This window comes from Streptomyces sp. cg40, from assembly GCF_050320165.1.
GTDB classification, from domain to species: Bacteria; Actinomycetota; Actinomycetes; order Streptomycetales; family Streptomycetaceae; genus Streptomyces; species Streptomyces hokutonensis.
Window position 1 is genome coordinate 5,625,037 of the sequence record NZ_CP190128.1, and the last position, 25,484, is coordinate 5,650,520.

At 70.3% G+C, this 25,484-nt stretch carries 18 protein-coding genes; 7 read left to right on the top strand and 11 right to left on the bottom strand.

Going from position 1 to position 25,484, the window contains the following annotated elements; all coding sequences use genetic code 11:
* Positions 1-83: 83 nt before the first annotated feature.
* On the bottom strand, positions 84-575 hold the full coding sequence (locus tag ACQHII_RS25100; RefSeq protein WP_427921413.1) for an ATP-binding protein: 492 nt from the start codon (positions 573-575) through the stop codon (positions 84-86).
* 154 nt (positions 576-729) lie between these two features.
* Here ACQHII_RS25100 and ACQHII_RS25105 point away from each other — a divergent pair, with 154 nt between their 5' ends.
* Together ACQHII_RS25105 and ACQHII_RS25110 are read left to right on the top strand one after the other, a co-directional pair.
* Complete coding sequence (locus ACQHII_RS25105) at positions 730-1,608, top strand: helix-turn-helix domain-containing protein (protein WP_427921414.1); 879 nt, start codon at positions 730-732, stop codon at positions 1,606-1,608.
* A complete protein-coding gene (locus tag ACQHII_RS25110; RefSeq protein WP_427921415.1) occupies positions 1,605-1,814 on the top strand; it encodes a DUF397 domain-containing protein in 210 nt (69 codons plus the stop codon). Before ACQHII_RS25105 ends, ACQHII_RS25110 begins: the two co-directional genes overlap by 4 nt.
* 64 nt (positions 1,815-1,878) lie before the next feature.
* Here ACQHII_RS25110 and ACQHII_RS25115 read toward each other — a convergent pair whose 3' ends face one another.
* The 5 genes from ACQHII_RS25115 to ACQHII_RS25135 form a co-directional block, all read right to left on the bottom strand.
* Positions 1,879-6,045 carry an Eco57I restriction-modification methylase domain-containing protein gene (locus ACQHII_RS25115; RefSeq protein WP_427921416.1) on the bottom strand — a complete coding sequence of 1,389 codons (4,167 nt, stop codon included), beginning with the start codon at positions 6,043-6,045 and terminating at the stop codon, positions 1,879-1,881.
* A complete protein-coding gene (drmD, locus tag ACQHII_RS25120) occupies positions 6,045-9,236 on the bottom strand; it encodes a DISARM system SNF2-like helicase DrmD (protein ID WP_427921417.1) in 3,192 nt (1,063 codons plus the stop codon). The genes ACQHII_RS25115 and drmD overlap by 1 nt, the downstream gene beginning before the upstream one ends.
* A 232-nt stretch (positions 9,237-9,468) precedes the next feature.
* On the bottom strand, positions 9,469-11,052 hold the full coding sequence (metG, locus tag ACQHII_RS25125) for a methionine--tRNA ligase (RefSeq protein ID WP_427921418.1): 1,584 nt from the start codon (positions 11,050-11,052) through the stop codon (positions 9,469-9,471).
* Between the two features lie 4 nt (positions 11,053-11,056).
* Positions 11,057-12,778 carry a methionine--tRNA ligase gene (gene metG, locus ACQHII_RS25130; protein ID WP_427921419.1) on the bottom strand — a complete coding sequence of 574 codons (1,722 nt, stop codon included), beginning with the start codon at positions 12,776-12,778 and terminating at the stop codon, positions 11,057-11,059.
* 131 nt (positions 12,779-12,909) lie between these two features.
* Complete coding sequence (locus tag ACQHII_RS25135) at positions 12,910-14,484, bottom strand: VWA domain-containing protein (protein ID WP_427921420.1); 1,575 nt, start codon at positions 14,482-14,484, stop codon at positions 12,910-12,912.
* Positions 14,485-14,698: 214 nt separating this feature from the next.
* Here ACQHII_RS25135 and ACQHII_RS25140 point away from each other — a divergent pair, with 214 nt between their 5' ends.
* The gene (locus tag ACQHII_RS25140) at positions 14,699-15,232 is read left to right on the top strand and encodes a hypothetical protein (RefSeq protein WP_427921421.1); all 534 of its coding nucleotides are present in this window, start codon (positions 14,699-14,701) and stop codon (positions 15,230-15,232) included.
* A gap of 32 nt (positions 15,233-15,264) precedes the next feature.
* On the opposite strand, the gene ACQHII_RS25145 is transcribed toward ACQHII_RS25140, so the two are convergent.
* The 3 genes from ACQHII_RS25145 to ACQHII_RS25155 all read right to left on the bottom strand — a co-directional run bounded on the left by ACQHII_RS25145 (position 15,265) and on the right by ACQHII_RS25155 (position 19,281).
* Entirely contained in the window at positions 15,265-17,235 is a 1,971-nt protein-coding gene (locus tag ACQHII_RS25145) for an FUSC family protein (protein WP_427921422.1), read from the bottom strand.
* A 26-nt stretch (positions 17,236-17,261) separates the two neighbouring features.
* Complete coding sequence (locus ACQHII_RS25150; protein WP_427921423.1) at positions 17,262-18,260, bottom strand: endonuclease/exonuclease/phosphatase family protein; 999 nt, start codon at positions 18,258-18,260, stop codon at positions 17,262-17,264.
* 91 nt (positions 18,261-18,351) lie between these two features.
* Positions 18,352-19,281: a hypothetical protein gene (locus tag ACQHII_RS25155; RefSeq protein WP_427921424.1), complete on the bottom strand. Its 930-nt coding sequence runs from the start codon at positions 19,279-19,281 to the stop codon at positions 18,352-18,354.
* A gap of 188 nt (positions 19,282-19,469) precedes the next feature.
* On the opposite strand from ACQHII_RS25155, the gene ACQHII_RS25160 reads away from it, so the two are divergent.
* Entirely contained in the window at positions 19,470-20,036 is a 567-nt protein-coding gene (locus tag ACQHII_RS25160; protein WP_427921425.1) for an SH3 domain-containing protein, read from the top strand.
* 81 nt (positions 20,037-20,117) lie between these two features.
* On the opposite strand, the gene ACQHII_RS25165 is transcribed toward ACQHII_RS25160, so the two are convergent.
* Positions 20,118-20,564, bottom strand: a complete 447-nt coding sequence (locus ACQHII_RS25165; RefSeq protein ID WP_427921426.1) for a hypothetical protein — start codon at positions 20,562-20,564, stop codon at positions 20,118-20,120.
* A 103-nt stretch (positions 20,565-20,667) separates the two neighbouring features.
* Here ACQHII_RS25165 and ACQHII_RS25170 point away from each other — a divergent pair, with 103 nt between their 5' ends.
* The 3 genes from ACQHII_RS25170 (at position 20,668) to ACQHII_RS25180 (ending at position 24,236) form a co-directional block, all read left to right on the top strand.
* Positions 20,668-21,303: an NAD(P)-dependent oxidoreductase gene (locus tag ACQHII_RS25170; protein WP_427921427.1), complete on the top strand. Its 636-nt coding sequence runs from the start codon at positions 20,668-20,670 to the stop codon at positions 21,301-21,303.
* Between the two features lie 5 nt (positions 21,304-21,308).
* Positions 21,309-22,487, top strand: coding sequence for a PP2C family protein-serine/threonine phosphatase (locus ACQHII_RS25175; RefSeq protein WP_427921428.1), 1,179 nt, complete (start codon positions 21,309-21,311; stop codon positions 22,485-22,487).
* Between the two features lie 75 nt (positions 22,488-22,562).
* The gene (locus tag ACQHII_RS25180) at positions 22,563-24,236 is read left to right on the top strand and encodes a hypothetical protein (RefSeq protein WP_427921429.1); all 1,674 of its coding nucleotides are present in this window, start codon (positions 22,563-22,565) and stop codon (positions 24,234-24,236) included.
* A 6-nt stretch (positions 24,237-24,242) separates the two neighbouring features.
* Here ACQHII_RS25180 and ACQHII_RS25185 read toward each other — a convergent pair whose 3' ends face one another.
* Complete coding sequence (locus ACQHII_RS25185) at positions 24,243-25,484, bottom strand: amidohydrolase (protein WP_427921430.1); 1,242 nt, start codon at positions 25,482-25,484, stop codon at positions 24,243-24,245.

The window sequence follows — 25,484 nt, forward strand, 5'->3', positions numbered from 1 at the left end:
CGCGAGTGAGTTTGCGCGGAGCGTGGACAGGTGGGCGGGAGGGAGGGGTGGGGCTTGGTCGGGTTCTTTCTCTTCCGTGGTTCTTAGGGAAGAGCGTCAGCCGCACCGGAGCACGGGCCGCTGTGCTTCGGTGCCGCCAGCGATTCCGTTGGGAGCAGGTCGAGTTCGGCCCAGACGGTCTTCCGGGGGACGGGGCCGAGTTCGACACCCCAGCGATCGGCGAGAGCCTCGACGAGGACCAGGCCGCGTCCCGATACGGCGTCCGGGGACGGGGGTTGGCGTAGGGGGAGGTCATCACCGCGCGTGTCCGTCACCTCGATGCGCAGTACGTCCGTGGTGGCGTGGAGGGCGAGTCGGAAGTCCCGGCCCGGGAGCCGGCCGTGGGTGGCGGCGTTCGCCGCGAGTTCCGCGACGAGGTGTTCGGCGGTGTCGGTGCTGCCGGGCGGCAGGTCCCAGGTGCGCAGCCACTCCGTGGCGAGGAGGCGGGCGAGGCGGGCGCCGCGTGGGGTGGGGGACAGCAGGACGCCGAAATGACGGGTGGGGGCGTGGAGTTGGGTGGAGTTTTCCTGGTTCACGTGACTGAGCGTGGTGGTGCGCGCTTACCGTGAACAGTGACTCAGCCGGTTCGTACCGTGACTGTCCGGAGTTTGTCCGGTGTTGTCGGGGCTGTCGGCACGGGCTGTGCGGGTAAGGGGCGTTGCGGCGTGGACGTGCGACGGAGGGTGCGGGATGCAGCAGGGGAATGGCGACGCGGGTCGGCTCAAGGGCGAGGCGGACGAGCCGGGTTGGGAGGTGGACCCGGATGACGACTGGGGTGTGGCGGTCGTCGCGACCGTGGGGCGGCAGCTGAAACTGCGGCGCGAGGCGAAGGGGATGCGGGCCGCCGAGTTCGGGTTGGCGGTGGGGTACGGGGAGGACATGGTCTACAAGATCGAAGGGGGTAAGCGGATCCCTCAGCCTGAGTACCTGGACAAGGCGGAGGAGGTGCTGGGGGCGGATGGGTTGATCTCGGCGATGAAGGAGGACGTGGCGAAGGTTCGGTATCCGAAGAAGGTTCGGGAACTGGCGAAGCTGGAGGCCAAGGCAGTCGAAACCCTCTCGTACGCCAACCACAACCTGCACGGCCTGCTGCAGACCGAGGAGTTTGCGTGGGCGCTGCTGAAGACGAGGCGTCCATCGCTCTCGGGAGACGAACTGGAGCGAGCGGTGGCCGCGCGCATGGCCCGGAAGGGGATCTTCGAACGTTCATCGGCCCCTGAACTCAGCTTTGTTCAGGAAGAGGTGACGCTGACGCGCCCAGTCGGAGGCAGGATGGTGAGGCGGAGGCAGCTCGAACACCTCCTGGAGCTGGGGCAGTTGCGGAACGTCGAAATTCAGGTTATGCCGATGGACCGCTGGGACCATCCTGGTACTGGAGGACGAATCCAGGTGCTGAAGTTCGAGGACGGAACGGCGGTTGGACGCATGGACGACGAGTTCGGCGGACGTCCCGTCTCAGACCTGAGGCAGCTGAGGATCCTCGAACTGCGCTATGGCATCATCCGGGCCGAGGCTCTGACCGCACGGGAGTCACTGGCTTACATCGAACAACTGCTGGGAGACACATGATCCGCGAGTCCTCTGCCGGAGACTCTTCCGAGCTGGCGTGGTTCAAGAGCAGCTACAGCGACAGCAGCAACCCGAACGACTGTGTCGAGGTGGCCACCACCCCCGGCACCATCCACGTCCGTGACTCCAAGGACGCCCAGGGCGCCCGCCTGGGCTTCGCCCCGGACGCGTGGGTGGACTTCGTGATGTACGCGTCGGAGAACTGACCTCTCAACTGCTCCCGCCCCACGCCTGGTTGGTATCAGGAGCGGGGCGCGTTGGCGTGTGGGCTCAGAAGAGGGCGTCCGGCTGCGGGAATAGGCCGTCGCCGAAGTCCCCCACGGCGCTCGGGTTTACGGGCGCTGTGGTCCGCGCCTTCGCCTTGGCCTTGCGTGCGGCAGCACGACGCCGCTTGGCCTCCGGCGTGTGTAGGCCTTTCTCCAACTCTTCCTTGTAGCGGACGTGGTTCAGCTCCAGGAGACGGTCCAGGATCTCGGTTTGAGTGTCGGCGGCGATTGTGAATCGATCACCTTGCCGAGTCGCGTAGAAGCCGTGCTTGAGGTCGAGATCGGTCCAGTTGTAGGCGTTCGCGACGGCTTGGTCCACTTCGACGTGCGCTTGTCGGATGGCCTCGATGTCGGAGGCTGCCTCGGATTGACGGTTCACGAGGTTGTAGACCGGGGTGAGGCCGATGTCCCGGGCAGTCATGACGTCTCGCTGGGCTTTTTCCAGAGTGATTCCGGCAGAGGCAAGGCGGTCTGTTTCTTGCGGGTGAGGGAACGTCTCGTATACATCGGAGGGGGTGTATCGGGGGTCGCCTTTTAGGGTGGAGCCCCAGCGGATGGCCCACGCGACATGAATATTACTGGATAGCAAGGCGAGTCGCTTAGGGGAATCTGAGGCGACTACGCAAACAGCGTCTGAGAAAATCTGGCCGGTGGACAGCATTGCGGGAGCCATCGTTTTGCTGTGGCGAACAATCACGATGACTTTCGCGAGCTCCGCGATCGCATCGTGCAGCTCGGGGCGGGGACGCCAATAATGCCAAAACTTGATTGGTGACTCGGCATCTGCTTTCTCGCGGACGCCCTTCACCTTAGAATCGACTATGTTCCAGAGGTCTGGGTAGGAGCGTGCCTTTCCCTCCGGCCAGTTTCGGAAATTTATGGTCCAGCGACTAGCTGAGACATCGGGGCGGGAGTTCAGATCCTCTCCGCCAAGGTAAGGAAGGAGTGCGTCTTGGTTGCGAGGATCTCGCGCAATTAAAGATTGAGCCTGCTCGGGCTTTAGGGTGAACCCAATCCCCCGTAAGGTGACGCCTTGGAAGCAGGCATCTACATTTGCTTCAAGAGGGAAAGGATTTCCGGATACTCGTGACAGAACGTTTAATCCGGCGGTGATTCCATGCACCTTGTGGCCATCCAAGAATGGGTTTTCGGTCTCATCGGTTTGTCCGCCGAGCCACAGTAATGAGACTTCCAGAGCGGCCGTTCCGGGCCACGGCTGAGACTTTATGGCTCGGTAGATTTTCCAGTCGGATCCTGTAGCCTGATCGAGGCCGACCTCTCGACTTTCGTTCTGCGCAATCGAGTTCGTGGCGATAATTCCGGCTCGCTTTTTTGGGGCGAGTGTCAGATATCTTAAGAGGAAGTATGAGCAGATGTCTGCATTCCCGCGTACGCCATGGCTGATGTGGTTGACCAGGTACTCTCTATAGTCGGCTCCTAAAGCGCCAGAGATCCTCTTGCCTTGAATGAATGGTGGATTACCCATAACTGCATCAAAGCCATTTAGGTTGCCCGCCCCCATAACCTCAGGAAACTCTAACGGCCAATGCAGCGGACTTATAGCCTCAGCCCGAGGTCCTTTCAGCCAGCCATCCACAATCTCTCGCGCCCGAGTCGCCGCCTCCTCGGCGCCGGCACTGCCCTCCAACGCCGTCGCCACCAGCCCCGCCACCGACTCCAGCCGGTTCCGGTAGGCCCGTGACTTCGCGTCCTCCTTGGCGTCGCGGAATTGCGCAGCGCCCCGCGCCCCGCCCATCCGCTCCTCGCCGGAGATGTCGGACGCCTCGTCGTCGGAGATGCCCTCGGCGGCAAGGGCCGCGCCCACCACCGCGTCCGCCGCCAGCCGCAGCCGTTCGCTCCGTGACTCCGCCTTCGCCAGCAGGTCCGCCTTGTCGCGGACCACCCGGATGTCGGTCACCGCCGTCGACTCGATCTGGCGCCGCAGCTCCGCCGCCTCCGACAGGAGCGTCTCCGTGACGTCCAGCGCCCGCGCGACCTCCGGGCTCAACTGCCGGTCCCGCCACTCCAGATGGAACTGCTTGACCTGCCGGACGTCGATGACGCCCACCAGCGAGTCCCCCGAGCGCAGCGCATGGTCCAGGAACGAGAACGGGCGGCCCTTCGCCAGTGTCACCAACCACAGTGACAACTTGGCCAGTTCCACCGCCATCGGGTCGCGGTCGACGCCGTACAGGCACTGGTCGGACACCAACCGCCGAGCGATCTGGTGGAGTTGCTCATGGTCGTCGCGGTCCACGTCCTTCGCGATCTCCGGCGGGAGGTCGGGCTCCCTGAGCCACGCCTCCACCACCCGGTCCGACAGATACCGGCACGCAGAGACCAGGAACGCACCCGAACCCATCGCCGGGTCCAACACCCGCAGCTTCAGCAGCTCTTCGGCCTTCTTCGGCTGCCAGACACCCGGCGCCGCGCCCTCCGCCGGACCCGGCGCGAAGCACAGCGGGGCCAGCGTGTGCTCCACGACCTCCTCCGCCAGCGCCTTCGGCGTGTAGTGCGTGCCCGTGTCGCGGCGGTTGCCGGAGCGGACCACGATGACCGAGCCCTCGGGCCACACCTTCGGCTCGCCGCGCAGGTCGACGCCGTACAACTCAGAGAAGGCAGCCGCCCGCTCGACGAGAGCGATGTCACTGCCGCACGCCGTCTCCAACTCGACCGTCGCCGCGCCCGACTTGGCGTGCGCGGCCGTCACCGTGGCGGCCTTCGTCCCCGTGACCGCGGCCACCTGGTCCGCCAGCGTGCCGGCCGCCGCCCACTCCTCCAGGCGAGCGAGCGGCAGTACCGCCTCGTATTTCTTGTCCCTACCGAAGGAGACCCCGACGTACGGCTCGTCGGCCCAGCGGCAGCCGTACTCCAGCAGACCCTCGTAGACGTGGCCGATCTGCTCAACGTCGAGGCCCTTGTAGGACAGGCGCTCCTTCCCCTTGAAGCCCTTGCGGGCGCGCAGGGTCAGGAGGGCGTCGAGGATCTCGTAGACCACCCGGTCGGTGACCTTGGCCGGGACCAGCCAGGGGAAACGGGACGGGTCGAAGAGGGAGCCGCCGTACGGCGGGATCCACAGCCGGTCGTGCGTGCTGCCGCCGTGGATCGCGGCGAACAGGGCGAGCAGGCGCGGCCAGGTCGCCTCGACCCGGTCGCCCAGCTCGTCGCCGTGCAGGCTCTGGGCCAGCGCCAACTCGTCGTGCAGGGGGCCGACGGCGTACGAGGCGTCGTACAGCTCGTCTCCGGCGGGCAGTAGCCGCTGTTCCTCTGCGTAGAGGAGGAAAACGAGGCGCATCATCACGGTGAGCGCGCCCTCGTAGACCTGCTTGGCGGGTACGTCCCGGAGCAGTTCGCCGCGTGACTCGCGGTCCAGTCGGGACAGCTCCGCGACCAGCAGCGACACCGCCTCACGGACCTGGCGGCCGAGTGTGTCGGTGACCTCGGACATCGCGTCGACGGTTCGGGCGAAGAGGCCCGCGGTCGATTCGGTCGGCTTGCCCGCCGCGTCCAGCGGAGGGCGGACGACCCGGCCCGCGGTGAGCAGGCTTGCGAAGGCGCGGACGAGGATCGGTTCCTCGGCCCACAGGTCCGCGTCGAAGACGGCGACGGTGGTCGCCTCCTTCGGACGGGCGTGGACGAGGGCCCACTCGCGTCCGTTGGTGAGCAGTGCGAGCGGCACCCCCCGCGCCCTGCACAGGTCGGCCGCCCGGTCCGCCAGGCCCGGCTGCTCGCCGCGCGGGCGGTTGAGGGGGCCTTCCCAGTCGTCCGTACGGAAGAACAATGCGCGCGGGGCCAGGGCACCGGACTGGCCGGGGCCGAGGAGGACGCCGTCGGGCGTGTTCGCGCCGGCGTGCAACGACTCGGGGATCGCCGCGCCCTCGCGCAGGCCGGGAGCCCGCCAGCCGATCAGCTCGGTCAGGACGAGCTTCTCCCACGCGGGCCGCAGCAGGGCCGGATCCTCCTGGACCTCCGCCCACGCCTGCCGCAGCTTTGCCCACGTCTCCGGCGGGATCGTGTCGAGGCCCTGCGGGAAGGCGCCGACCAGCACCGGCAGCGACACGAACGGGCCGTCGGGGCGCAGCAGCCGCAGCCAGTCCTCGTGCTGCTCGGCGGGGGTGGGGACCGAGCCCTTCGGCGGAAACTTCCTTGCGGTGGGGGCGGCGGTCGGCATCAGCGGTTCTCCTGGCTGGCGGCGGTAGCTGCTAGGGGCGAGAGGGAACGGGGGACGAGGAAGGTCACGGCGACCGGGAACCAGCGCGGCGAGGGATCGGCCCAGCGGCGGCGCAACGCGGACGTCTCCGCCTCCGTCACGTCCGGCAGCCGTCGCAGCCGCTCCTGCAACGCCTCCCGGTCCGCGCGGAGTTGGCGGCGCTCGTCGTCGACGTCGAACAGCGACTCCTGCTGCCAGTGGCCCGTGTCGTCCAGCCGGTCCCGGATCGAGCGGCCGAGGTCCTCCAGGACCGACCGCATGCCCTCGACCTCCTCCTCGCAACGTTCGGCGAGCAGCGTTTCGAGGGAGCGGAAGCGGCGGTTCGCCCGGGTGTTGAGGGCTCGCGCAAGACGCTCCTCCAACTGCGGCCAGAGATCGGCGAGTTCGGTCCGGATGTCGGCGGCGGGCAGCTCGTCCGTCGCCTCGGTCAGCCAGCCGTCGACTTCCTCCATCTTCGCCGCGACGAACCTGCCGCCCTCGATCAGGCCGCCCGCCGTGATCACCTCCTCGTGCAGCCGCGTTCCGCCACTGCCGGTGATGACCACCCGGCCGTGCGCGACCAGTGCCGGCTGCCGCAGCACGCCGTCCGGCACCACACGGGCCGTCACCCGGGACAGATGGGCTCCCGCGCCGCTGGACCACAGCTCGGCCCGCAACAGGCGTAGGCACATCTGCACCAGGCGGTGGCCCAGGTGCATGTGCACCACGTCCGTACGGTCGCGGGCCTCCAACTCATCGAAGACGACCGGGCGTTCCCTGCCGGTGAGGGGGTGGCGCAGTCCGTCGTTGCGGGCACGGGCCCAGGCGCCGGGCAGCTCCGGCAGGCGGAAGCAGCGTGCCCCTTTGCCCGGCTTGGGGTCGGGGACCTCGATGAGGTCCTTGCGGTGGGCCAGCAGCAGACCCGTGCGGACGACCTGCTCGACCGTCGCCGGGTGCAGATGCAGTTCCTGGCGGCTGGCGGACAGCGCGTCCACCAGCCGCTCCAGGTCGCGTGCCAGGTCGCGCTCGACCTTGAGGACGGCCTTCCCGGACCGCTTGGTGATCTCGGCGTCGGCGGTGGTCCAGCTCGAACGGCGGCCCAGCATCTTCTGCTCGACCTGCGCGGCGATCACCTCGCCCGCGCTGCCCAGATCCTCGCGGATGCGCTCGGTCTTGCGGGCGGCCACGGCCAGGAAGTGCAGCTCGTCCTCCAAGGCCCCGTCCTCGTAGCCCGAGTCCGTCTGGTGGTCGTGCGCCGGGTCGAAGCCCTGCCAGCCGGCCGGGACGAAGTGGAACACGTCGACCTGTTGGGCCTTCTGTCCGTGTCGGTCCACACGGCCGTTGCGCTGCTCCAGGCGGTTGGGGTTCCAGGGGATCTCCCAGTGCAGCACCCGGTGGCAGTGCGCCTGGAGGTTGATGCCCTCGCTGGCCGCGTCGGTGCCGAGCAGGATACGGACGGGGGACAGGTCGGGACTCTCCTGGAAGACCTGCTTTACCTGCTCGCGGTCCTCCGGGTCCTGGCCGCCGTACAACTGGGCGATCCGTTCTGCGGGATAACCGGCGGCGATCAGCTGCCCGTACAGCCAGCGCTGGGTGTCGCGGTACTCGGTGAAGACGATGACCCGCTCGGGTTCCCAGTCGCCCAGCGGGCCGCCCGGGCACACGATCTCGTCCAGCCACTCCCTGAAGCGGGCGAACTTGGCGTCAGGCCGTTTCCCGGCGTCGACGGCCCAGGTGTCCAGTTCCTTGAGGAGTGTGTGCTCGCGGTCGGAGAGCGGACGCATTGCCTGACGGGCGGCGGTGAAGGCCCGCGTCGCCGCCTCGGCCTGCTCCTGCTCGTCCTCCTCCTCGGCCTCCTCGATCCCGTCGATCAGCGGCCGCAGCACCCGGATGCTCGGGGTTGGCTCCTCCTCGGGATCGGTGCGCCGGGACGTCATCGTGTCCAGGTGGGTGTGGATGGTCTCCGCGAACGCCTTCGGTGACGACAGGAAGCGCTTCTTCAACAGCGACGTCACGAAGTCGGCGGCCGTTCCGCCCGCCTTTCCGTTGCCCTGTTCGGCACGGCGCGAGCGGGCGTACTCCGTCAGCTTCGCGTACGCATCACGCATCGCCTCGCTGTACTCGACCTCCAGCGCGTGAGGCACCCGCTTGGGGAAGCGCGGCTTGCCGTTCCACAGGGGCGGCAGCTCCGACTTCATACGGCGCACCATCACCCGGCGCAGCTGCTCCTCGGACGGCTTGATCCCCCGGGCGAAGCGGTGGTCGTCGAGGAGTTCCAGGAGTGCGGTGAAGGACTCCAGGTAGCCGTTGTGCGGGGTCGCGGAGAGGAAGAGGCGGTGCTCGCAGTGCGGGGCCAGCAGCTTCACGGCCCGGGTGCGCTGCGAGTCCACCGCGTACTTTCCCGTTCCCGACGGCGCGCACGTGTGCACCTCGTCGACGACCAGCAGGTCGAAGGCGCGCGGATACTCCGGCACTGCGGGCAGCAGCTCGCGCAACATACGCAGCGGGCGCTCACGCTTCAGCCAGTCGATCGAGACGATCAGACGCGGGTGGTGAGTCCACGGGTTGGCGTACAGCCCGGCCGAGCGGCGCAGCTCCCGCAGCATCTTCGTGTTGACGATCCGGAAGTCCAGACCGAACTTGTCCCGCATCTCGTCCCGCCACTGAAGCGTCAGCCCGGCGGGGCAGACGATCAGCATGGAGCGGGCGCGGTGCCGCAGCATCAGTTCCTGCATCACCAGACCGGCCTCGACCGTCTTGCCCAGACCTACGTCGTCCGCGATCAACAGGTTCGTACGCGGCATGGACAGGGCGCGGACCACCGGGTCCAGCTGGTAGTCCTGGATCTCGACGCCGGAGCGGAACGGAGCTTGGAGCGCCGTCTTGTCGGCCGACGCGATAGCACCCCACCGCACGGCATCGAGGAAGGCGTCCAGCCGTCCCGGCTCGTCGAAGCCGTCGTCGGGAGAAGGCAGCTCGTACTGGTCGTGGACGTCCGTCGCCTGTTCCAGCTCCCACACCACCCGGAGCTCCTCGTCCCTGCCGTCGCTCTCCAGCGACGACAGCGTGATGAGGTGGCTGGTGGCTGCTTCCGCGGCGCGTGCCGGATCGTCGCTGGCGGCGGTCGAGCGGACGACGTCGGTGACCACCCAGGGGCGGTTGCGTACGGTCACGCGCTGGCCTGGGGCCGGAACCGGCGCGCTCGACGTGTCCGGATTCGCCGACTGCATGACCATGTCGCTCGTTCCCCCAGCTTTCACGAACATCCCTTTTCCCAGCGGTAGTAAAAAGTCTAGGTGCGGAATGGGCGGCGATAGCCGGGTCGGCCTGATGTGTTCGTGTTACTGCTGGAGAGTGTGTCGTCGGTTTCTCCCAAGGCGACCCAGGGGCCCGTGAAGTCTCGCCTTACACGGTCGGCTTCTCCTCGAGGCGCGGGAAGAGAACCGCGCCCTTCGTCACCGGGGAGCCGGGCGGAAGCGCACCCCAGGTGGAAGCGTCCCGGATCCGCTGGTCGCCCAGCGGGCCCAGGGATGTCGAGGCGCCCAGCGATTCCCACAGTCGCTCCGACGTCTCCGGCATGACCGGTGCGAGGAGGATCGCGATCGCGCGGAGGGAGTCGGCCGCCGTGTAGAGGATCGTCGCGAGGCGGTCGCGGGCCCCGGGGGAGTCGGACTTGGCGACCTTCCAGGGTTCCTGGTCGGTCAGATAGCCGTTGACCTGCCGGACGAAGTCGAGGACGGCCAGGATGCCGCCCTGGAAGTCGAATTGGTCGCCGATACGGCGGTCCGCCTCCGAAGTCGCCGTCAGCAGCGCCGACTTGAGTGAGCGCTCGGCCTCGGTCTCCTCCCCCGGCGCGGGCAGCGCGCCGTCGAAGTACCTGGCCGTCATCGCGGTCACCCGGGACGCCAGGTTGCCGTAACCGTTGGCGAGTTCGCTGGTGTAGCGGGCGGTGAAGTCCTCCCAGGAGAAGGAGCCGTCCTGGCCGAAGGCGATGGCGCGCAGGAAGTACCAGCGGTAGGCGTCCACGCCGAAGTGCGCGGTCAGGGACTGCGGGCTGATGCCGGTCAGGTTCGACTTGGACATCTTCTCGCCGCCCACCATGAGCCAGCCGTTGGCGACGACCCGGCCCGGCAGCGGCAGGCCGTTGGCCATGAGCATCGCCGGCCAGATCACGGCGTGGAAGCGGAGGATGTCCTTGCCGACCAGGTGGACGTCGGCCGGGAAGGTCGCCGCGAACTTCCCGGGGTTCTCGTTGTAGCCCACCGCCGTCGCGTAGTTGAGGAGCGCGTCGACCCAGACGTAGATCACGTGCGAGGGGTCCCAGGGGACCTTGACGCCCCAGTCGAAGGTCGAGCGGGAGATCGACAGGTCCTGGAGGCCCTGGCGGACGAAGTTCACCACCTCGTTGCGGGCCGAGGCGGGCTGGATGAAGTCCGGGTGGGCCTCGTAGTGGGCGAGGAGCCGGTCGCCGTACTCGCTCAGCCTGAAGAAGTAGTTCTCCTCCTTGAGGAGTTCGACCGGCCGCCGGTGGATGGCGCACAACAGCGTGCCGCTGCCGTCCTCCGCCTCGATCAGCTCGCCCGGGAGCTTGTACTCCTCGCAGTACACGCAGTACGGGCCCTCGTAACCGCCCTTGTAGATCTCGCCCTTGTCGTGCAGGTCCTGCACGAACTCCTGGACGCGGTCGGTGTGCCGGCGCTCCGTGGTGCGGATGAAGTCGTCGTTCGAGATGGCCAGATGGTCCCAGAGGGGTTTCCAGGAGTTCTCGACCAGGCGGTCCGCCCACTCCTGCGGGGGCACGCCGTTCGCCTCCGCCGTGCGCAGGATCTTCTGGCCGTGCTCGTCCGTGCCCGTGAGGAACCAGACGTCCTCACCGCGCCGGCGGTGCCAGCGGGCGAGGACGTCGGCGGCGACCGTGGTGTAGGCGTGGCCGAGGTGCGGGGCGTCGTTGACGTAGTAGATGGGGGTGGTGACGTAGTAGTACGTCATCGGGTCACCCCTGGTCTCCGCCGAACCGCTCCTTGTACATCTCCAGGTCCTCCTCGGTGAGCTTCGCGAAGAGCACGGGGGGGACGGTGAAGGGGGTGCCTGCGGGGACGCTGGTGAGGGCGCGGGCCTCTTCGGCCGAGACCCAGGTCGCGCTGTCGTCCTTGAGCTGGAACGCCTGGCGCATCGCCGCCGACGAGGACGGGATGAAGGGCTCCGAGACCACCGCGTAGAGGTGGATCAGGTTCATCGCCGTGCGCAGGGTGAGGGCCGCGGCCTCCGGGTCGGTCTTGATCTCCAGCCAGGGGGCCTTTTCCTCCAGGTAGGAGTTGCCCGCCGACCACAGGGCGCGGAGCGCCGCCGCGGCCTTGCGGAACTGGAGGGCCTCCATCTGGGTCTCGTACTCGGCCAGCAGACCCGCGATCTCCTCGCCGAGCCTCGCCTCCGCCGGGCCGGCCTCGGCGCCCGCCGGGACCTCCTCGCCGAAGCGCTTCTTCGAGAAGGACAGGACGCGGTTGACGAAGTTGCCGAGAGTGTCCGCCAGGTCCTTGTTCACCGTGGCGGTGAAGTGCTCCCAGGTGAAGGAGGAGTCGTCGGACTCGGGGGCGTTGGCGATCAGGAAGTAGCGCCAGTAGTCGGCCGGGAGGATGCTCAGGGCCTGGTCGGTGAAGACGCCCCGCTTCTGGGACGTGGAGAACTTCCCGCCGTAGTACGTCAGCCAGTTGAAGGCCTTGACGTAGTCGACCTTCTTCCACGGCTCGCGGATGCCGAGCTCCGTGGCCGGGAACATCACCGTGTGGAACGGGACGTTGTCCTTGGCCATGAACTCGGTGTAACGGACGGTCGCGTCCGACTCGTACCACCAGGACTTCCAGTCGCGGGTCTCCCCGGCCGGGGCCGCGTCCGCCCACTCCTTCGTCGCGCCGATGTACTCGATCGGGGCGTCGAACCAGACGTAGAAGACCTTGCCCTCGGCCGCCAGCTCCGGCCAGGTGTCGGAGGGGACCGGGACGCCCCAGTCCAGGTCGCGGGTGATGGCGCGGTCGTGCAGGCCCTCGGTGAGCCACTTGCGGGCGATGGAGGAGGCGAGCTGCGGCCACTCGTCCTCGTGCGCCGCGACCCACTCCTCGACCTCGTGCTGGAGCTTCGACTGGAGGAGGAAGAGGTGCTTGGTCTCGCGGACCTCCAGGTCCGTGGAGCCGGAGATCGCCGAGCGCGGGTTGATCAGGTCGGTCGGGTCCAGGACGCGGGTGCAGTTCTCGCACTGGTCGCCGCGGGCCTTGTCGTAGCCGCAGTGGGGGCAGGTGCCCTCGACATAGCGGTCCGGGAGGAAGCGGCCGTCCGTGGGCGAGTACACCTGGCGGATCGCGCGCTCTTCGATGAAGCCGTTCTCGTTCAGGCGGCGGGCGAAGTGCTGGGTGATCTCGCGGTTCTGCGGGGAGGAGCTGCGGCCGAAGTAGTCAAAGGCCAGCGCGAAGCCGTCGTAGACCGCCTTCTGCGCGTCGTGCGCCTGCGCGCAGAACTCCGCCACCGGGATGCCCTGCTCCTTCGCGGCCAGCTCGGCCGGGGTGCCGTGCTCGTCCGTCGCGCAGATGTACAGCACGTCGTGGCCGCGCTGGCGGAGGTAACGGGAGTAGACGTCCGCCGGGAGCATGGACCCCACCATGTTGCCCAGGTGCTTGATCCCGTTGATGTACGGAAGGGCGCTGGTGATGAGGTGTCGAGCCATCGGGGGGCTGCTCCCAGGTCGGTGTGTTGCTGTTGTTGCGAACCTTGAAATCGTAGCCGACATGGGTGTGCCGCCCGCCTCCCGTTTTACGGGGTGGGAAGCGGGCGGCACGTTGTCCTGCGGCCGTGCGGTTACGGGCGCCAGTCGATCAGTACGCCGTCGTAGAGCTCCGCGTCCGTGAGCTCCAGGGGGGTCGGGCCCGCGTGGAAGAAGGCCGTGTTGTCGGTCTTCAGCTTGCGGAGGTAGTCGAAGGCCTTGTTGTCGTGGTCGCCGAACGCGACGAACGAGAAGAAGACCGAGGCGTGCGACTTCGCGGCGTCCGTGAGGGACTGGGTCGCCGGGGTCTTCGCGTCCGGGGCGCCGTCCGTCTGGAAGACGACCAGGGCGGGGGTGCCGGGGGTGGCGTTCGCGTCGTAGTGCGCGAGTACGGCTTCTACGGCGGCGTGGTAGCTGGTACGGCCCATGCGGCCGAGGCCGGCGTGGGCCTCGTCGACGGCGTTGTCGGGGGAGGCGGGGGTCAGGTCCGTGGTGCCGTCCACTTCGGTGGAGAAGAAGACGACGTGGACGGTGGGGGTGGGGTCCGGGTCCAGGTGGGTCGCGAGGGCGAGGGTCTGGTCGGCGAGGGCTTGGGCGGAACCGTCCTTGTAGTACGCGCGCATGCTCGCGGAGCGGTCGAGGACGAGGTAGGTCTTGGCCCGGGTACCGGTGAGGGTGGCCTTGGCGAGTGCGGCGGCGGCGGAGTCGCTGCCCACGGCCTCGGCTACGCCCTCGGCCTCGATCGTTTCCCCACCCGCACCGCCCGTGACGGATTCGTTGTCGGGTGCGGGTGGCCCCTGTGGGGCGGACTCGCCGTCGGCGGCTGCGGCTGCGGCTGCGAGCGCGGGGGCGGGTTCGGTTGCGGGTTCCGGGGTGGCCGCCTCCGGCAGAGGCTTCGCCTCCGCCTCCGGCTCGGGCTCCGGTTCCGCGACCGGCTCGGGCTCCGGTTCCGGTGTGACCTCGGCGACGGGCTCGGGGGCGGCGGCCTCCGTGACGGGCTCCGCCTCGGGCTCGGGGGCCACGGCGGGCTCGGCTTCCGGCTCCGGCGCGGTTTCGGCGACGGGCTCTGCCTGAGGCTCGGTGACGGGCTCGGTGACGGGCTCTGCCTCGGGCTCCGGCGTTACCTCGGCCGCAGCCTCGGCTTCTGCTGCCTTCGGCTCGGCGACCGGCTCGGTCTCCGTGACCGCTTCCGGCTCGGTGTCCACGACGGGCTCGGCTTCCGCGACCGGCTCCGCCTCGGTCTCGGCGACGGGCTCTGCCTCGGTCTCCGGCGCCACCTCGGCCGTAGGCTCAGCTTCTTCCGCCACCGGCTCTGCGACCGGCTCGACAACAGCCTCAACCTCGGCCCTCGCCTCAGTCGTCGCCGTGCCCTCCGTCCCTTCCGTCGACGTCGTCGGCTTCGGAACCGTCACGTTGTCGAAGGCCAGGGCCACGAGTTCGTGTTCGTCGTCCTCCAGGCTGGAGGACGGGCGGGGTTCCGGGACCTGGGCGACTGCCGTGGGGGCCGGGGTGGTGAGGTCGGGTTCTGTGGACGGGGACGGGACCTTGGCGTCCGGTTCCCGGGGGGTCTGCTGTTCCTGCGAAGGAGTGCGTTCCGCGCTCTCTGCTTCCGCGGCACGCTCCTTGCGTGACCTGCCGAACGCATTCCGCAGGAGAGTGAGAATGCCCATGTGCGCAACCCTTCGCGTGAGTTGAAGCCGTCAATCCCTGGCCAGGACGGACACGTAAGGTTAGCGGCCCCGGATGGCGATCTTAGGCAGGGGCGACGCGCGTGGGACGCGTTCTGTCAACACCCCCTGTTTCAGCCACCACTTCGCTCACCCGTTCACCTGCCCGTTCACCGGGCGGCGGGCAGTGTCAGTGGGTCCCCCTACCGTTCATTCCATGACGCACGTGACGCACCGCACGTACAGCACCCACTGGATACACGGCCCGCTCGTGAGCCATCAGGAGGTCAACGTCGTCTTCTTCCGGGGGATGTCGCTGGACGCGCTCACGCGGGAGCTCCTCTCCATGCGGCGGATCCCGCTCGCCTACGCCAAGGGCGCCGAAGGCGAATGGGGGCTGGTCATGCACGACATGTTCGGCTGGGACGAGGACGACTACGACCGCCCCGACTACCGGCCGTTGTGCCGGGACGGCGGTGAACTCGCCGTCTTCACCACGGAACCCTGCGTGGCGAAGGCACACGGCCCCGATTTCGCGTACCTGCGCGACGGCCGCTTCGTCTGCGGGTTCAGCTTCGAGACCCTGTCCTACGGCGTCGGGGACCACCCGGATCTGCTGTCCCCCGCCCTCACCGCCGCGCGGCTCATCGGGCCCCGAGCGGAATACGACCGGGAGGACAGGGAGGAACGGACCGTGCGGGCGATCTCGTCCTTCTTCTCCCTGCCCGATCCCGACTTCTCCCTGACCTGACCGGCCTCCAAGTACCCTCCCCCGCCCAGACCTCAGTGCGGCGAAGCGATGGCCCGTGCCGCCGCGACCTCCTGGCGCAGCGGCTCCAGCACACTGCCCGCCGGCCCCGTCAGATCCGTACGGACCTCCACCAGCACCTCCGACTCGCGCACGCCCTGCGACAACTCCCGGAGCTGGAGCGCCACTTGGGTGACCTCGGCGGGGGACGGGGGCGGTGCTCCGTGTTTCACGCGGACCCGTGCCGCCGTCGTCGCGTCGACGATGCGTTCCACGGCGACGACCAGGGGGAGCCAGCCGGCGGCGAGGCGGCCGGTGGGCGGGGGTTCGGTGAGGGCGCGCTGGAACTCCGTGCGGATGACGGACAGGTCGCGGTAGAGGCGGCGCCGCATCCGGGCGCGGGCCGCCGGATCGGCCTCCAAGCCAGGTGCGCCAGGATTGCCGGGAACTCCGAACGCCGACTCCACATACCCCGCCGTGTCCGCCACCGCCTCCGCCAACCGGTCCCCCACCCGCGTGTGCCAGCTCTCCGGCCAGAGCAGATAGCCCGCGATCAGCGCGATCCCGCAGCCGATCAACGAGTCGACCAGGCGGGGCAGGAGCAGTGCCGTGCCCTGGTGGTTCAGGATGTCGGACAGGAGCAGGATCACCGGGGTGATCGCCATCGTCTGGTAGCCGTAGCCCCGGGGGGTCAGGGCGGGGATCAGGGGGGCCAGGACGAGCAGGACCAGTACGTCCCACCAGCCCCTCGGGACGACCGACAGCACCGCCGCCGCGATCACCAGCCCGGCCACCGTGCCGAGCGCGCGCAGCAGTGCCCGGGAGAAGACCGAGCCGAAGTCGGGCTTCAGGACGAAGGTGATCGTCAGGGCGATCCAGTACGAGCGCGGGACCGGGACCGTGGACACCAGGACCTGCGCCAGGCCGATGCAGAGGGCCAGGCGCAGGCCGTAACGCCAGGAGCCGGAGGAGAGCAGCACGTTGCGGGCCGCCCTTGCCGCTCTGATGCGGAGGGCCGCCGGGCGGCCCAGGCGGTCGTCGATGCCCCGGGGGTCGACGTCGGGGGCGGTGACGACCTCTGCCGCGTGGCGCAGGGCGTGGTCGACCGCTCGGGTCGTCTCGCTGGTGGGGGTGGGGAGGTCGAGCCCTGTCGGGCCGGTGTAGCCCGTCTCGACGGCGTGCGCGAGATCGCGGACCGCGTCGCGGATCTGCGGGGGGAGTGGCCTGCCCGTCTGGTGGACCGCGGGGGCCGCCTCCACCACCGGCGTGATCGCGTTCAACTGGGCCAGCAGGCGGGTGAGTTCGGGGTTGCGGCCGTGGTGGCGGGCGCGCCGGGCGAGGACCAGGTCGTAGGACTGGTTGAGGGACTGGGTGACCGCCTGGCGGGCCGCGTCGTAGGCCGCTGTCGGGTCGTCGCCGCAGGTGGTGAGGAGGTCGGCGACGGTGCGGTAGGTGTTCGCGACCGCCGTCCGTTCCGGGACGCCGGAGCGCAACGGCCAGGCGAGGAGGGCCAGGAGGAGGACGAGGAGGCCGCCGCCGGACATCAGGACGGGGGCCAGCCACCACGCGCCGGGCAGCGGGAGGCCCGCGCCGATCACCGAGTTGAGGAGCAGGAGCAGGCCCGATACGGAGGCCACCGCGCCGATCGTCGAGATCATCCCGGACGCGAGCGCGATGAGGGTCAGGGCGGTGACCGCGTACCAGCCGTGGCCGTAGACCGCCGCGCCGAGCGTGACGCCGAGCGCGCCGAAGAGCTGGGGGACCGCGATGTTGAGGATGCGCATGCGGTAGGCGTCGGCGGTGTCGCCGATGACTCCGGAGAGGGCGCCCATGGAGGCGAGGGCGCCGTAGGCGGTGTGTCCGGTGGCGAGGCCGAGGGCGAGGGGGAGGGACATCGCCACGGCGGCGCGGGCGATCGCCGGGCGGTTGAGGGGGGCCTGCTGGGGTTGGAGGTTCCTCACCAGCCAGTCGGGGGGTGTGAGGCCGATGGGGAACGCGCGGGACATGCGCCCATTATGGGCGGCCCCGCACGTTATTCGTGCTGGTGGAGCGCGATGTCCACCAGCAGCGCGCGGTGGTCGGTGTCGGCGAGGTCGAGGAAGCGGGCGCTGTTCGCGGAGAAGTCCGGGGAGAGGAGGACGTGGTCGATCTGGGTGCCGAAGGTGGGGAGCAGGCGCTCGGGCCAGCTGGGGGTGCGGGGGTGTCCGGCGAGGCGGGCCGCGTCGCGCAGGCCGGTGTCGAGGATGCGGCGGAACGCGGCATGGTCCTGGGAGGAGTTGAAGTCTCCGGCCAGGACGGTGGGGGTCGTCGGGTCGGTTGCGGCGAAGGTGCGCAGCCTGCCCAGCTCGCGGCGCCACAGGCCCACCTGGTTCGGCAACGGGGGCATGGGGTGGGCGAGTTGGAGGCGTACGGCATGGCCGTCGACGTCCGCGACCGCGCCGGGCATGCCCATCGTGCCGGTGACGCCCCTCGTGCCCTTGAGGGGGAAGCGGCTGATGATGACCGAGCCGTGCGAGCCGGCCGCCACCACGGCCTGCCGGTAGGGGAGTTGGGTGGCGAAGTCCCTTCGCAGGGTGGCCTGGCAGGTGTACTCGCACTCCTCCACGAACACCACGTCCGGCCGCTCCCGCCGGATCACCGGCACCAGGGCGCCGGTCCCCCGCCCGAACTCGACGTTCGAGGTCAGCACCCGGAACTCGGCGATCGCGGGCCCGCCCGGTTCACCGCTCTTCCCGTACGGCTCGATGAACCACGCCAGCAGCCCGAGCAGCGCCACTCCCCATACCAGCCCGAGCCGCCAGCGGGAGAGCAGGGCGAGGAGCAGTGCGAGGCCGGTGGGTGCCAGCAACCACGGGAAGAAGGCGAGGAGTTGGGGGACGGGCGTGATCGCGTCGGTGTCGGCCGTACGGCAGCCGACGACCGCGCTCACGGCGGCGAACAGCAGGCCCGAGCACCAGAACGTGAAGTGCCGGCCCCGGTGGCGTTCCGGCACGAAGTCGGCGGCGGTCCACTCGGAGGTCACGGTGCCCACGTGATGACCTTCCGCCGGTGGACGCAGATGCCGGATGCCCGAATCATCCCACGCGTGCCGGGAACTTCCCCGGGAAACAGGATTTCAGGAGTCAGGCCTGGACCCGGGTCGGCTGCTGCGCCCCCTCCGCCGCCGGCGCCCGCCGTCGTCGTACGAACTCCCTTGCCGGGCGCAGGTATCGGGTGAGCCAGGCCGTCGCGGCGACCGTGAGGCCGAGGCCGAGGAGCAGCCAGGCGACCGTGCGCAGGGTCGAGGTGAGGGCGTCGTAGATCGCGCCGCCCGCGGCCTGGGAGACCTCGGCGGGGAGGTCGGCGACGGTGAGCTGTCGGCCGATCGCGAGGGCGAGGCCGAGCAGCGCGCCGCCCAGCGCGGTGCCGAGCGCGGTCGCGGTGATCGCGCGGCGGCGGCGCACGGCGACGGCGATGCCGGTGACCGCGAAGACGGCGGCGGTGACGGGGAGCCAGAAGCCGGCGACCTCGAGCACGTGGAACTCCTCCCGGAGCGGGCCCAGTTCACCGGCCGCGAGGACCGCGACCTCGGTGTGCCGGACGGGGATGCGGTCCGCCAACGGCACGTGCTCGTGGGCGAGTTGGTGCTTGACCTGGGCGGCGACCGGGGCGAGGTCGACGGTCACGGCACCGCTGCCCTCCTCGTCGCGCAGGGCGTGCAGGACGGCGTCGTGGGTGGCCCGGTTGCCCTCGTCCCAGGCCAGCCGGAAGGCCTCGGTCTTGGTGAACGAGTGCACCGCGTCGTGCACGAAGGGCGCCATCGTGCCGCGCATCCCGCCCACCGTGCCGCGCATCCCCTCCACATGGATACCGCGCATGATGCCCGCGCCGACCGTGTCCGCGACGACGTCCCGTACGGCCGGGTCGGCGGCCAGCGGTGCCATCGCCGTGACGTAGCGGCCGGAGTCGGTCAGCCCGTACGCCGCCCAGGCCGCCAGCGCGCCGAAGGGCGTCAGGAAGCAGGAGAGGGCGACGAGTACGGCCGACAGGGCGCTCCGGAGACGTGGGGGCACCTCCCCAGGACACGTGCGGGGCGTGCGGGGCGCGAGCCGGGTGCCGGTAATTGCCTGCATTCGGGTGCGATGTCAAACCGAACGGGTGCCCCGGCCTCGGAACCCTTGGCGGAACTGGCCGTTCCGCTCTCGGGTGGAGGGTTGACCCGAACGGGTGTTTCCTGGAACCGGGGAGAAGGAGGCCGAACATGCGCACCACTCCGGCCCTGCGGACTCTGGCCGCGGCCCTGCTCACCGGTGGCACCCTCGCCGTCGCGGCTGCGGGCACCACGGCGGCGGCAGCACCGACCACGTACGCCGAAGGACATGGCGGTGGTGGCGGTGGCGGCAGTCCGATCTGGGGCACGATCGTCTCCCGCACGGATCTGAACGTGCGGCAGTCACCCACCACGCGTTCCCCCGCCGTCGACACGCTCTCACCGGGCAGTCAGGACCGCGTCCAATGCGTGGTCAGGGGACAGAGCGTCAACGGGAACTCCGACTGGTACTGGCTCGTCGGCGCGCAGGGCTGGGCCAGCGCCGCCTTCGTCGACACCGGCGGCCAGTGGGTGCCGTCCTGCTCGGACCCGTGTCCCGGCTGGAAGGACGGCAGCGACAACGGCGGCAACTCGAACTGGAACAACGACCCGAACTGGAGCGACAACTCCAACTCGTGGAGCACCTCGGCCTCCGGGTCGTGGAGCGTCTCGGGCTCGTGGAGCTGGAGCGCGTCCGGGTCGTCGAGCGGCGGCGGCATCTGGAACTGGGCGCCGTAGCAGTCGTAGGAAGGCGGGCAAGTCGTGGGCCCCGGCACCGAGTTGGTGCCGGGGCCCACAGCTGCGTGCGGTCCGTCCGGGTCAGCGGATGCGGTTGCCCTCCCCGTCCTCCCGCGTGTAGTAGCGGTAGAAGAACACCAGGAACACGCCTGCCGTGGTCGCGACTCCGATGGCTGCCGACCGCAGCACGCTCTCGCCGGTCTGGCTGTAGAGGAAGCCGAGCGCGGCGCCCGCGAAGCCGGACTTCACCAGCGAGTGCAGTTCGCGCTTGAGCAGCGGGGCGAACCGGGCCACCGCCAAGCACAGCACGATGAACGCCAGCGCCGTCACGAAGCCGAACAGGATGTTCCAGCCGGTGATGGGACCGCCGCTGCGACGGTTGGCCGCCGCCCAGTAGCCGTAGACGAGCCCGAGGACGACCGGGATCGCGACCTTCGCCACGCGGTGCACGCGGGCGTCGAAGACGTCGGGCAGCCCGCTCGGGGCGGTGAATCCGCCGGAGCCGGGTGTGGGTGCCGCATGAGCCATGAGAGCACTCCTCTCTCTCGCCCCCGTCTACCAATGCACACCCCGGGGGAGGCGGTGGCAAGTCGGGGTGCGGGCACGGTTGCCCCATGTTTCGCTGGGGCGCATGAAGCTCGTACTCTTCGGCGCCACCGGCATGGTCGGCAGCCGGATCGCCACCGAGGCCTCGGCCCGCGGACACCAGGTGCTGGCGGTCAGCCGCTCCGGCCAGTCACCGGTCCCCGGGGTCACCGCCACGGCCGCCGACGCGGCGGACGCGGCGAAGGTCGCGGACCTCGCGCGCGGCGCCGACGCGGTCGCCTCCGCCTGCGTGCCGCCCCGGGACGGGAGCGACCCGCGCGGCCCGTTCCTCGCCCTCAACGAGGGGCTCGTCGCGGGCGTCCGCGCGGCCGGGGTCGGGCGGCTCCTGGTGGTCGGCGGCGCCGGCGGCCTGGAGGTCGCCCCCGGCCAGGCCCTCAGCGACCAGCCCGGCTTCCCCGAGGCCTACCTCCCTGAAGCCCTCGCCCACCGCGACGCGCTCGCCTACTACCGCACCCTCGACGACCCCGACTGGACCTACGTCTCCCCCGCCGCCGAGATCGCCCCCGGCAAGCGCACCGGCCGCTTCCGCGTCGGCGGCGACGCGTTCATGACCGACGACGAGGGCCGCAGCTTCGTCAGCGCCGAGGACTACGCCGTCGCCTTCGTCGACGAACTCGAACAGCACGCCCACCCGCGCACCCGGATGTCGGTCGCGTACTGACGGCTGTGAGCGGCCGCGAGCTCATACCAGTCCGCTACGGCTCCGGCTCCGGCTCGGGCTCCGGGGACACCGACGCCCTGCGGCGGCAGCAGTTGCTGCGGGTGCGCGGGCGGAGCGTCGCCTGGGTGCCGCCGCTGCTCGTGCTCGTCACCATCCTGCTGGTCGACTGGTACACCGGCGGCGAGTTCCGGACCGTCTCCTGGATCGTGCTCGTGCCCGGCATCGCCGCCGCGATCTGCGGAGTGCGGGGCACGGCCGTGTTCGCGGTGCTGGGCCTGGCCACCTACGTCCTCGCCGACCACGCCTGGCCGCGCCAGTACCAGACCGGCCTGCCCGACTTCATCCTCGTCGGCGTCGGCGGCGTCCTCGCCGTGCTGGCCTGCGCGGTCCGGGTCCGCGGCGAGCGCCGCATGCTGCACATGCGGGACGTCGCCGAGACCACCCGCCGCACCCTGCTGCGCCCGCTGCCGCCCGGCTTCGGCGGCCTCGACCACGCGGCCGTCTACCTCGCCGCGGACGCCGTCGCCCGTGTCGGCGGCGACTTCTACGACGTCCAGCCCGGGCTGCACGGCACCCGCGCCCTCGTCGGCGACGTCCAGGGCAAGGGGCTCGGCGCGGTGGAGGCGGCAGCGGCGCTGCTCGGCACGTTCCGCGAGGCCGGCTACCACGAGGCGGCGCTCGGCACCGTCGCCGCCCGGCTGGAGATCCGGATGCTGCGCCACGGACGGCATCTCGCCGCGCTCGGCCGCGAGGACGTCGACCGTTTCGCCACGGCCGTCCTGCTGAGCTTCCCCGCCGGCGACCCGGGCACGGTCGAGGTCGTCAACTTCGGGCACGAACCCCCGCTGGTGGTCGGCCCGTTCGGCGTACGGTCGCTGCCGCCCGGGCACGGACTCCCGCTGGGACTGGGCGAGTTGGCCGGCCTGGAGGGACCGCCGCCGACCCTCCGCATCACCCTCGCCCCCGGCGAGACCCTCCTCATCGTCACCGACGGAGTCACCGAGGCCCGCGACGGCGCCGGTGTCTTCTACCCCCTCAAGGACGACGTCACCGAGGGCGTCCACCTCGACCCGGGCACCGCCGACCCGCACCGCCTGGTCGCCTACGTCCGCGACGGCACCCTGCATCACTGCGGGGGCCGGCTCGCCGACGACACCACGATCTTCGCGGTACGGCGGTCCTGACATCCTCCTTTGCAGCAGCAGCCGTTACGGTGCTGAGGTACGCAAGTGATCGACGGTTCTATCGGGGGAGGGCACATGCCTGGAACGGTGCTGCTGCTCGCGGCCTCACCGGTCGGCAAGGGACGGCTGGTGGACGCGGCGTCCGTGCTCCCGGTCCTCGCGGCCGTCGCCCCGCCCGTCCTGTCCGGCACGGAGACGGCCAACGTTGTCGAACTCGCCGACCCGCTGGAGCCGCAGGCGGTCCTGACCCGGCTCCGGGCCGCCGCGACCGCCCCCGGACCGCTGACGGTGTTCATCACCGGCCAGCTCCAACTCGACCGCAAACAGCACCTTCCGCACCTGGCGCTGGCGCGGACGACCCCGGCGACGGTCCGCTACACGGCGTTCCCCTGGGCCTGGATCCGCGAGGAACTCCGCCTGCGCGCACCGGGCACGACCACGCTCCTCCTCGACCTCCACGCCGACGCCGAGACCTGGCAGTGGCTGCGCGCCCACCCCCTCGACTCGGGCCGCACACACGCCGTTTACGGTCGCATCGCACCGCCGCCGCCCCGGCGGGAGGTGGCCGTGCCGACGTACATGAAGGCGGTGGCCACGGTGCTGCGCAGCGGACACCGCCCACCGGTGGAGGACCTGCACCAACTGGCCGTGGGCCGCCTGGGCGCGGAAGGCTACGCCGACGTGCTGCTCGCCTCGCCGGGGCCTGTAGGTGCGGGCGCCCCTGGGGGCTCCGCCCCCAGACCCCCGTCGGCCCTGAAGGGGCCTCGTCCTCAATCGCCGGACGGGCTGGAAAATGACCGCAGTTGGGAAGCCGGCCGGAGTCACATGAACACCGACGGCAGCCAAGTGGAGTCCAGCCACAGCCAATTCGATCCCGCGCGCAGTCAAAAGGATGCCGGTCGAAGCCTGAAGAGTGTCGCCCCGAGCCCAAAGGGCGCCGGCGGGAGCCAAGAAGGTGCTGGCCGAAGCCTGAAGGGTGTCGGCCCCAGCTCGAAGGGCGCCGGCGGAAGTCAAGAAGGTGCTGGCCGAAGCCTGAAGGGTGTCGGCCCCAGCTCGAAGGACGCCAGCGGAAGTCAAGAAGATGCCGGTCGAATCCCGAAGGACGCCGGCGGAAGTCAAGAAGATGCCGGTCGAATCCCGAAGGACACCGGCGTAAGCCAAGAAGATGCCGGCCGAAGCCCAAAGGACACCGGCGCAAGCCAAGAAGATGCCGGCCGAAGCCCAAAGAGCACCGCCCCGAGCCCAAAGGGCACCGCCCCGAGCCCAAAGAGCACCGCTCCGAGCCCAAAGGACACCGCTCCGAGCCCAAAGGACACCGCCCCCGACTGGGACAGCGACCCCCACACCGCCATCACCTCAGCCGTTCAAGCCGGCCGTCACCCCGCCGCCGACGCGCTCGCCGCCGAGCACGAGCAGGCTGCCGTGCGGGCGCACGGGAGGGGGTCGGAGCAGGCCTTGCACTGGACCGAAGTGCGGGCCGATCTGGCGATGTTGGCGGGGGATCCGGTGCGCAGTTGCAGGGCGTGGCTCGCGGTGGCGGGCGCGCGGCTGGCGGCGGGGCAGTTGCCCGATGTGCCCGCCGTCGAGGCGGCGGTGGACCGGGCCCATCACCAGTGGGGGCAGATCCACGACCCCGCGACCGCCCGTGAACTCGGCCTGGAGCTGGCCGAGTTGAGGGGGCGGGTACCGGGTCGCCGCGCGGGCGCCCTGGACCACGTGCGGAAGCAGCTGCTCCAACTCCAGCCGTAGGGCAGGTCAGTTGACGGTCAGGAACTCCAACGCCCCCGAGACCAGGGTCCGTACGCCCGGCGCGACCGTCACCAGATCCGGCGCGAAGTTCGGGCTGTGGTTGCTGGGGACGGCGTGGAACTTCTCCATCAGGTCGGTGCCGGGGGCCGCGTCCCAGGTGGCGGCCGGGGTGCTCGTCACGAACCAGTAGGAGTACGGCACCCCGTCCGGGACGAGGTTGGGGAAGTCCTCGCTGCCCGTGGCCGGGCCGGGGTCGAAGACCGTGCCCGCGCCCAGGACCTCGGTGTGGACGGCGGCGATCCGGCGGTCGGTGTCCGCGTCGTTGACCATCGTGGGGAGGCTGGTCCCGATGGTCACCTCGGGCTCGCGCGGGCAGCCGGCGGCGATGCACTCGCCGGACGCGATACGGCGGATCGCGGCGATCATCCGGTCCCGTACGTCGGCGGACTGGGTGCGCAGGTTGAGGGAGATCCGGGCGCTGGTCGGGATGATGTTGTGCCGGGTGCCGGCCTCGATGCGGCCCACGGTCAGGACCGCGGAGTCGCGGGCGGCGATCTCGCGGGACACGACCGTCTGGAGCCGGGTGACGAGGTAGGCGGCGGTGACGACCGGGTCGACCGTCGACTCGGGGCGGGAACCGTGGCCGCCGAGCCCGTGGATCTCGATGTCGATGTCCGTGGAGGCCGACATGATCAGGCCGGGCACGTGCGGGTAGAACCCGGCGGGGCCCGGCGCCGCGTGCTGGGCGAGCGCGACGTCCGGACGCGGGACGCGCTCCCACAGGCCGTCGGCGACCATCGCCGCCGCGCCCCCGCCCGTCTCCTCGGCGGGCTGCCCCACCAGCACCAGCGTCCCCGACCAGGTGTCCCGCCCGGCGGCCAGCGCCTCGGCGGCGCCGGTCAGCCAGGTCACGTGCAGGTCGTGCCCGCAGGCGTGCATCGCGCCGTCCACGGTGGAGGCGTAGGGCAGTCCCGTCTCCTCCTGGACCGGCAGCGCGTCCATGTCGGCGCGCAGCAGCACGGCCGGTCCCTCGCCGTTGCGCAGCACCGCGGCGACACCGGTGCCGCCGATGCCCTCGACGGTGTCGTAGCCCGCCTTGGTGAGACGTTCGGTGAGCTTGGCGGCGGTGCGGTGCTCGCGGCCGGAGAGCTCCGGGTGGCGGTGCAGGTCCCGGTAGAGGTCCTCCAGGTCGGGGACCGGGAGGTCGGCGGTGAGGTCGAGTGCGGTGCGCGCGGCGGCAGACGTCAT

Bases quoted from the DNA above. Each gene is read 5' to 3' on its own strand.
- metG (WP_427921418.1), bottom strand. From the start codon at position 11,052: ATGACGTACTACTACGTCACCACCCCCATCTACTACGTCAACGACGCC.
- ACQHII_RS25180 (WP_427921429.1), top strand. From the start codon at position 22,563: ATGCCTGGAACGGTGCTGCTGCTCGCGGCCTCACCGGTCGGCAAGGGA.
- ACQHII_RS25170 (WP_427921427.1), top strand. From the start codon at position 20,668: ATGAAGCTCGTACTCTTCGGCGCCACCGGCATGGTCGGCAGCCGGATC.
- ACQHII_RS25140 (WP_427921421.1), top strand. From the start codon at position 14,699: ATGACGCACGTGACGCACCGCACGTACAGCACCCACTGGATACACGGC.
- ACQHII_RS25110 (WP_427921415.1), top strand. From the start codon at position 1,605: ATGATCCGCGAGTCCTCTGCCGGAGACTCTTCCGAGCTGGCGTGGTTC.
- ACQHII_RS25105 (WP_427921414.1), top strand. From the start codon at position 730: ATGCAGCAGGGGAATGGCGACGCGGGTCGGCTCAAGGGCGAGGCGGAC.
- ACQHII_RS25135 (WP_427921420.1), bottom strand. From the start codon at position 14,484: ATGGGCATTCTCACTCTCCTGCGGAATGCGTTCGGCAGGTCACGCAAG.
- ACQHII_RS25160 (WP_427921425.1), top strand. From the start codon at position 19,470: ATGCGCACCACTCCGGCCCTGCGGACTCTGGCCGCGGCCCTGCTCACC.
- ACQHII_RS25185 (WP_427921430.1), bottom strand. From the start codon at position 25,484: ATGACGTCTGCCGCCGCGCGCACCGCACTCGACCTCACCGCCGACCTC.
- ACQHII_RS25165 (WP_427921426.1), bottom strand. From the start codon at position 20,564: ATGGCTCATGCGGCACCCACACCCGGCTCCGGCGGATTCACCGCCCCG.
- ACQHII_RS25145 (WP_427921422.1), bottom strand. From the start codon at position 17,235: ATGTCCCGCGCGTTCCCCATCGGCCTCACACCCCCCGACTGGCTGGTG.
- ACQHII_RS25115 (WP_427921416.1), bottom strand. From the start codon at position 6,045: ATGCCGACCGCCGCCCCCACCGCAAGGAAGTTTCCGCCGAAGGGCTCG.
- metG (WP_427921419.1), bottom strand. From the start codon at position 12,778: ATGGCTCGACACCTCATCACCAGCGCCCTTCCGTACATCAACGGGATC.